Origin of the sequence: Paenibacillus maysiensis (genome assembly GCF_000520815.1) — a bacterium.
Lineage (GTDB): Bacteria > Bacillota > Bacilli > Paenibacillales > Paenibacillaceae > Paenibacillus > Paenibacillus maysiensis.
Window position 1 is genome coordinate 1 of the sequence record NZ_ASRY01000087.1, and the last position, 7138, is coordinate 7138.

Sequence of the window (7138 nt, forward strand, 5' to 3'; positions counted from 1 at the left end):
CTAACCCCGTTTGGCGAAGCCGCCCTGAGCGAGTATGCGGCGGTGCTGCAAGAGCAGGGCGCCGAAACGGCCGTAGAGCCCAATGATCGCGGCGGACAACGCCTGATCGCGGAAGCACCAGCCGCGTACTCTGCCGCCGCGAATGCAGACGATCTCTGAAAATCCTGCCGCTTACTTCTGGCGCTTCAAATGCAGACGATCACTGAAAAGCCTACAGCTTACTTCTGACGCCACGACTGCCGGAAGTATGCCACAGCAAGGAGATCGTTTCGGCCCCTGCTAGCTTCGCGCAGTGAATTCACTGATCGTCTCACCGATCAAGTTCATGCCCATGAGTAGCTGCTCGCGGCCCGGATGGCTGAAGTTCAGGCGGATATGGGACGCGCCTTCGCTGCCAACCGCGCACAACTCCCCTGGCATAAAGGCTACACCTTTGGGTAGAGCCCCCTTTAGCAGCAGCGCGCTGTCCAGCCCATCGGGCAACCGAACCCACACATACATGCCGCCGGACGGAATGCGGTACGTCACGTCTTTCCAAAACGGGCGCTTGAGCAGCTCCAGAATTAATTGCAGACGTGTCGAGTACTCTTTGTTCAACATGGCTAAATGCTCGTGCCATTGAAAACGCGAGCTGGTCAGCAACTGGAACAGAAGCCGCTGGTTCATCGTACTGGACTGCATATCGGCCAACTGCTTCAAAGCGTACATACCTTCGATCAACGGGGCGGGGCCTGCCGCCCATCCGGTTCTCAGCGCGGGCGCAACCGTTTTGTTGAATGAACCGATATATAGCACCTGGCCGCCCTGCCCCGCATGATCCAGCGCAAATAGCGAAGGATAGGCTTCTGCAAATTTCCGACTTTGCCCATGCGGGCTCTTGTCGCCGGATTCATTTTTTTGTTTAAAATGAAGTTCTCCATAAGAATCGTCCTCCACGATCAACACCTGATGACGCCTGCACAGGTCCAAAATCTCCTGACGTCTTGCCGCGCTCCATAAGGAACCGGTCGGGTTCGTAAACGTAGGTGTAGCAAAAAAAAGCTTGGGATGGTGGTGAACGATTAAAGCTTCAAGCTGATCGGGAAGCACACCTTCTCCATCAGCTTCTACGGGAACGATCTGCGCTCCCTGCATCGACAGCACTTGCAGACATCCGGGCGACGTCGGATTTTCGACCAACACCGGATCGCGTTCATCCACCATCAGCCTTACAATCAGGTCAATGGCCTGCTGACTGCCTGTTGTCAGGAGGATTTGTCCTGGTGGTACTCTAACTCCTTTGCGCTGTTCCCACTCTCCTGCAAGCCACGCCCGCAAAGGAAAATAGCCCTCCGGTTCACCATACTGGAGGGCGTCAGGGCCGGAGCCAAACACATCATGAGCCGCTTCTTCCAGCAGCTTCACCGGAAAAAGCTCTTGTGCAGGCAATTCCTCAGCTAAGGATATAAAGGAGTGTCTTCTCGCATTTTCCCGGATATGACGCACTGGAGAAGCCAACATTGCAGCCGTTCGTGAAGCAAAGGAATATTGCATGAACATCCTCCTTCTGCTGAAAAATAGGTCAAGGCTTCCGGGCTGGCGCGTCAGGCATATAGCTGCTTGGTCTGACGCGCATACAGGGCATAACGCTCAATCGCCTGTGCCCGGCTGGACACGCCCAATTTCGCATAAATTTTACGTAAATAATTATCAATAGAGCGCCGACTGACTTCGATCTCAGTAGCAATTTTGTCATATGTAATTCCTTGTACAATACGTTCCATAATAAAAACTTCAGTTTGTGTCAATTCGTCAAAAGGCTCAGAAGCCATTAGCGGTATAAAAGGCCATTTTCCACAACGAATCCAGTCCATCGGTAACGAAGCAAAGCCTTCGCGCAAGCCGTTGATCAGATGGATCAACTGGCTTGGTGACGCCTGTTTGGATAACATTCCATTCGCTCCCAGCGAAATCAGCTGTTGGAAGAGCGTAATATTATCCTCATCCGTCATAATAACAATATGGCTGTCTGGAGACAAGGCCCGTATTTGTGTTAGAAACGGTTCCGCTGTCCCCTCAGGCAACCTGTAATCCATTAAAATGATTTCCGGCCGAATGGAGCAAGCCAATTCCAGACCTTCCGTTCCGGAGGAGGACATCCCTCTGACAAGCAAATCCTGCTGGTCTTCTAAAATAAGCTTTGTTCCCAGCATACTTGTAGGATGGATGTCTATGATGACCACCTGCCATACTTTTCTCATGTCTAAACCTCCTGATTTCACAAAAATACAAAAAAATACATAGTTAGCGAAAATGAATCTATAATTTGGGGTTGCATATGTAGAAATTGCGCAAATGTGAACGTATAAGAAGCGAAAACCGTTTAAAGAAATTGTATCCTAGGACTTCCTTCCGATGCAATCTCTTTTTCCAAATAATTTTATGCATCTATTTCGCTTTTGCGAAATAAATAGGCCCATGATAGAATTGGAACTGCAAAACAAAGACTGGAAATTTGATTTTACACGGGAGTTGAAAATCGCATGCAAGCTTCACCTGAACACCCTCCTGCCGAATCCCGGCGAGGCACTTCAAGAAAGGGGATGCCTGTAAAGGCTTTTCTGCTATTTTGGTTCCTGCTTATTATACTAGGTGCTCTCGCAACCTATCTGTACAGCAATCATTTGAAGCAGGAAATGCTGAACGAAATGCAAACCCATACGGACCAGCAGATTCAAGCGCTCAAAACCGACTATGAAAAACAGTTGGCCGCGCTTTCCAAGGAAGTAAGCGGATTAGAGGGCAAAGTGCAGTCCTTCAATGAACTGCTGACCTTTACCAAGGATAATGCAAACAATAAAACCGACAACAGCAATAAGCTTTACACCCAACTGAACGAAGTTAAGCAGCAGCTCAATACACTTCAGAAAAAAATGGACCTGCTGAAATGAATATGGATACAAAACAGGTAAATCGTTTCTTCATGTTGGCCCTTGCTCCTTTTATCGGTTTATTGGGGTGTGTTTTGTTAATTCATCCCACATTTAGTTTTTCGGAGCCTACTGTCCCAAGTCTGCAAAAAGCGAAGGTCGTTCTACAAACGCAATCCGTAGGCAACCAGCTCGATGAAGCCAAACAAACGGCAACATACACCTTGTCTACTATTCGCCGGACATCAGAACTGTACAAGCAAACGACCCAAACGATGAACCAGCTTGTCCAAACAGCCTCCACCCAATCCAAGCGTCCCGAAACCATCTATGATCGACGCATCACCGCCAAGCTCGGGGTTCCCTATGAGCGGGTAGACAGCAACCGGATTACTATTGAATTGTTTAAGGTGAACCCGGGGATTTATCACGGCTATGCCATGAAGGTCAAGCTTAAAGATCCTTCCGCCATGAAAATGTCTCTGGGGAGCGACAAACTGGGCGGCTCCGAAACGACCATGCGTGCTGTCCTGAGACACGGAGCTGTCGCTGGCATTAATGCAGGCGGCTTTGCAGATGGAGACGGCAAACGCTATCCATTAAGCACTACCGTCATGAACGGCCATTACCTGACCGGCTTTCAGTCCAGCTTTAAGGATTTGTCCTTCGTCGGATTGAGCAACACCGGCAAGCTCATTGGCGGCAAGTTTTACAGTCAAGGCGCTCTGGACAGCCTGAAGCCTGCCTTTGGAGCTACCTTCGTTCCCGTTCTGCTGCAAAGAGGCCAAAAGATGCCTATTCCAGACAAATGGAAGGTATCGCCCAAACGGGCACCACGTACAGCCATCGGCAACTATAAAGATGATCAACTGCTCATTATTGTCGTAGATGGCTACAATGAAAGCGGAGGTTCAGGTGCAACACTGGAAGAACTACAAGGGAAAATGTACAATCTCGGCGTTCAGGATGCTTATAATCTGGACGGGGGTGGCTCCTCCTCACTCATCCTGAACGGTAGGGTCGTGAACAAGCCGTCGGATGGCAATCTCCGTCCGGTCCCTACTCATTTTTTGTTCTATAAATAGGAGCTTATCGTTTACAGGCATGTAAACTACGCTTGCTCCCTTATACTCTATAAGAAAAAAAGCATCACGAACGAATGTCGTGATGCTTTTGCCCCATTTTAGGAGTACTGTGTCATTTCCGTCAAACATTGAGCACAAATATAACGGTCTTTAAAATTGTTCACTTGCTCAACTGATCCGCAGAATACACATTTCGGACGATAACGCTCCAAAATAATATGGTCGCCCTGAACCAAAATTTCGACAGGGTCTCCCTCATTCATTTGATATCTTTTGCGTAGTGATTTGGGCAAGACTATTCTCCCCAGTTGATCAACTTTACGCACCACACCGGCAGGTTTCATCGTGATCGTACACCTCTCCTATTCATTATACTTGCAATTTCTTCCCTGCGAAAAACTAGGTACAAAGACACTATTCTTTATGTAGTATTCGCTGTCTTTTTGTCGAATCCTGCTGATCACAGGAAATTTTATTACATTTTTTCATAAAATCATGAACCATATCAAAGTATGGTACAGAATGTCTGTAATATTTTTATCGACCGGAATGTCCATTATCATTAGCTTTATCTGTGGATTTTACAAATTACTGAATATAACCTTATTTTCAAGCCCTACGTCGGGTTCGTCTGAACAACAGATACGCGAGGCTTGATTAGCAACTAAGGTCCTGGTTCTTTATTCGCATTTATACTCACTCACTTGATATATTCACGATAAGCCTGGAAAATCCATTTGCCGCAACGCTTCATATACGATAATCGCAGCGGAATTCGACAAATTTAGCGATCTTACTTTATCTGACATAGGCATCTTGATGCATGTATCCGGGTTGGCAGCCAGAAGCTCGGGAGGCAACCCCTTCGTTTCTTTGCCAAATACCAGAAAGTCTCCATCCTGAAATGCAATATCACTATAACGCTGATTTGCTTTCGTGGTGGCATAAAAAAAGCGGCCTTCCTGATACTTCTCCTGCACCTCAGTAAAAGATTCATGGTATTCAATGTGGACCGCATACCAGTAATCAAGTCCAGCACGTTTTAACGTGGCGTCGTCGGTACGGAAGCCCAGCGGCTTTACCAGATGCAGATGTGTTCCGGTAGCAGCACACGTTCTGGCAATATTCCCTGTGTTAGCCGGGATTTCCGGCTCAACAAGCACAATATGTAATGGCATCACGTTTCGTTCCCTTCATGTTTGAACTGAAAAATTTACATATTCTATTATTTTAACAAAATCGGCGAGATATGAACATCAAATGAGAAAAATTATCGCTCCACACCACTAAAAGCCTTCCCCTATACACATTCAGGGAAGGCTTTACTTTGGTTTTTTCGATTTCCAACATTCGTGTATCGAAATATATGTCCGTTACAATCAGCTATGACGCTGCTTAAAGCTATCCATAAACTCGGCCAACGCTTGACAGTTCTCCAGCGGAACAGCATTGTAGATCGAAGCGCGAAGCCCTCCTACACTGCGATGTCCCTTCAGACCGACGAAACCAGCCTGCTCGGATTCCTTAATAAATTGCTTTTCCAAGTCCTCATTTGCGAGGCGGAAGGTCACATTCATAATGGAACGGTCAGCGACGTCTACACAACCACGGTAGAAGCCTTCGCTGCTGTCAATACGGTCGTAGAGCAAAGCAGCTTTCTGCTGGTTGATGCGTTCAATACCTTCCAGGCCGCCTTCTTCCTGAATCCATTTCAGTACCTCATTCACCATGTATATAGCAAAGGATGGAGGTGTATTGTAGAGAGAGTTATTTTTTTCATAAGTGCTATAACGCAGCATCGTAGGAACATTGTCCGGTGAAGATGTTAACAGTTCTTCACGGGCGATCACGACCGTTACGCCGGAGGGTCCCAGATTTTTTTGTGCTCCAGCATAGATCAGTCCGAATTGAGTAGCATCAAACGGCTTGCAAAAAATATCACTGGACATGTCCACAATCAACGGCACAGTACCGGTATCCGGGAATTGCTTGAACTGTGTACCTTCAATCGTCTCGTTGGACGTAATATGCACATAAGCAGTATTGTCAGGCAAGTCCAAAGAATCCACATTCGGAAGACGCATATACTTCTCATCAGCGGAAGACGCAGCAATATGAGCCTTGCCCACAAGCTTGGCTTCTTTATAAGCCTTGTCCGACCAGCTACCTGTCATGATATAGCTTCCTGTCTGTCCTTCACCCAAGAAATTTAAGGGCAGCATAGCAAATTGCGTACTAGCGCCTCCTTGAAGAAATAACACCTTGTAGCCTTCTGGATTGCCTAGCAGAGATAACAGACGTTCCTGCGCTTCATTATGAACAGATTCATACACAGCTCCACGGTGAGACATTTCCATAATGGACATACCTGTTCCCTGAAAATCTACGAATTCAGCTTGTACACGTTCCAGCACTTTGAGCGGCAATGCCGCTGGTCCTGCATTAAAATTATAGGCTCTCTTACTCAACAAATTCCCATCCCTTCTCTACTCTGGTGCGGATATTATCGCTATGATAGCAGTATTCATAAGAGCGTTCAAGACTTGTTAAAAAATGTTTCCGATTTCATTTATGATGTGACAAAGATGTGAATGTAAGAATATTTAACATCTTAACTTTGTGGTATTTAATTTAATGTTAAAAGGTCCCCGGCTTAAAAACCGGAGACCTATCTTGAACATTAACCGTTACCAGAGGCTAATGGTTAATGTTCAAGGCAGCTACGCTGCTCATTTATTAACTGCTATTAGCAGTCGAAATAAAGGCTGTATTCGTGCGGATGAACACGGATGTTAACCGATTTAGCTTCAGAACGTTTGAGCTCTACATAGTTATCAATAAAGTCCTTCGTAAATACGTCGCCTTCTGTCAAGAACTCGTAGTCGGCTTCCAGAGCGTCCAGAGCCTCATCCAGCGAAGCAGGAACACTACGGATTTTACCTATTTCAGCATCGGACAGCTCATAGATGTTCGTATCAAGTGGACCATATCCCAATTCGATCGGGTTCAGTTTGCGCTTGATGCCATCCAGACCCGCCATCAGCATTGCGGAGAAGGCGAGGTAAGGGTTAGCTGTGGAGTCCGGTGTACGGAACTCGATCCGACAGCCTTTAGGCGTAACAGCCGCTACTGGAATACGGACAG

The 7138-nt window shown here is 46.9% G+C and carries 7 protein-coding genes and 1 pseudogene; 2 read left to right on the plus strand and 6 right to left on the minus strand.

Annotation, left to right across the window (positions count from 1 at the left end; translation table 11 throughout):
* Positions 1–279 precede the first annotated feature (279 nt).
* Positions 280–1533 carry an aminotransferase-like domain-containing protein gene (locus tag L696_RS0106175; protein ID WP_025682870.1) on the minus strand — a complete coding sequence of 418 codons (1254 nt, stop codon included), beginning with the start codon at positions 1531–1533 and terminating at the stop codon, positions 280–282.
* A gap of 50 nt (positions 1534–1583) precedes the next feature.
* The gene (locus tag L696_RS0106180) at positions 1584–2240 is read right to left on the minus strand and encodes a response regulator transcription factor (protein ID WP_025682871.1); all 657 of its coding nucleotides are present in this window, start codon (positions 2238–2240) and stop codon (positions 1584–1586) included.
* Positions 2241–2522: 282 nt separating this feature from the next.
* Here L696_RS0106180 and L696_RS0106185 point away from each other — a divergent pair, with 282 nt between their 5' ends.
* Positions 2523–2930: a hypothetical protein gene (locus tag L696_RS0106185; RefSeq protein WP_025682872.1), complete on the plus strand. Its 408-nt coding sequence runs from the start codon at positions 2523–2525 to the stop codon at positions 2928–2930.
* Complete coding sequence (locus L696_RS0106190; RefSeq protein ID WP_025682873.1) at positions 2927–3994, plus strand: phosphodiester glycosidase family protein; 1068 nt, start codon at positions 2927–2929, stop codon at positions 3992–3994. The genes L696_RS0106185 and L696_RS0106190 overlap by 4 nt, the downstream gene beginning before the upstream one ends.
* 98 nt (positions 3995–4092) lie before the next feature.
* Here L696_RS0106190 and L696_RS0106195 read toward each other — a convergent pair whose 3' ends face one another.
* From L696_RS0106195 to L696_RS28285, 4 genes and pseudogenes are all read right to left on the minus strand, one after another.
* On the minus strand, positions 4093–4338 hold the full coding sequence (locus tag L696_RS0106195; RefSeq protein WP_014280616.1) for an AbrB/MazE/SpoVT family DNA-binding domain-containing protein: 246 nt from the start codon (positions 4336–4338) through the stop codon (positions 4093–4095).
* 369 nt (positions 4339–4707) lie between these two features.
* On the minus strand, positions 4708–5172 hold the full coding sequence (gene trmL / locus L696_RS0106200; protein WP_025682874.1) for a tRNA (uridine(34)/cytosine(34)/5-carboxymethylaminomethyluridine(34)-2'-O)-methyltransferase TrmL: 465 nt from the start codon (positions 5170–5172) through the stop codon (positions 4708–4710).
* A 201-nt stretch (positions 5173–5373) separates the two neighbouring features.
* A complete protein-coding gene (serC, locus tag L696_RS0106205; RefSeq protein WP_025682875.1) occupies positions 5374–6465 on the minus strand; it encodes a 3-phosphoserine/phosphohydroxythreonine transaminase in 1092 nt (363 codons plus the stop codon).
* Between the two features lie 275 nt (positions 6466–6740).
* Positions 6741–7138: pseudogene (locus L696_RS28285) on the minus strand (glutamine synthetase); the annotation flags it as partial.

Coding starts and splice junctions, on each gene's coding strand:
- L696_RS0106175 (WP_025682870.1), bottom strand. CDS start 1,533: ATGCAATATTCCTTTGCTTCACGAACGGCTGCAATGTTGGCTTCTCCA.
- trmL (WP_025682874.1), bottom strand. CDS start 5,172: ATGCCATTACATATTGTGCTTGTTGAGCCGGAAATCCCGGCTAACACA.
- L696_RS0106185 (WP_025682872.1), top strand. CDS start 2,523: ATGCAAGCTTCACCTGAACACCCTCCTGCCGAATCCCGGCGAGGCACT.
- L696_RS0106180 (WP_025682871.1), bottom strand. CDS start 2,240: ATGAGAAAAGTATGGCAGGTGGTCATCATAGACATCCATCCTACAAGT.
- L696_RS0106195 (WP_014280616.1), bottom strand. CDS start 4,338: ATGAAACCTGCCGGTGTGGTGCGTAAAGTTGATCAACTGGGGAGAATA.
- L696_RS0106190 (WP_025682873.1), top strand. CDS start 2,927: ATGAATATGGATACAAAACAGGTAAATCGTTTCTTCATGTTGGCCCTT.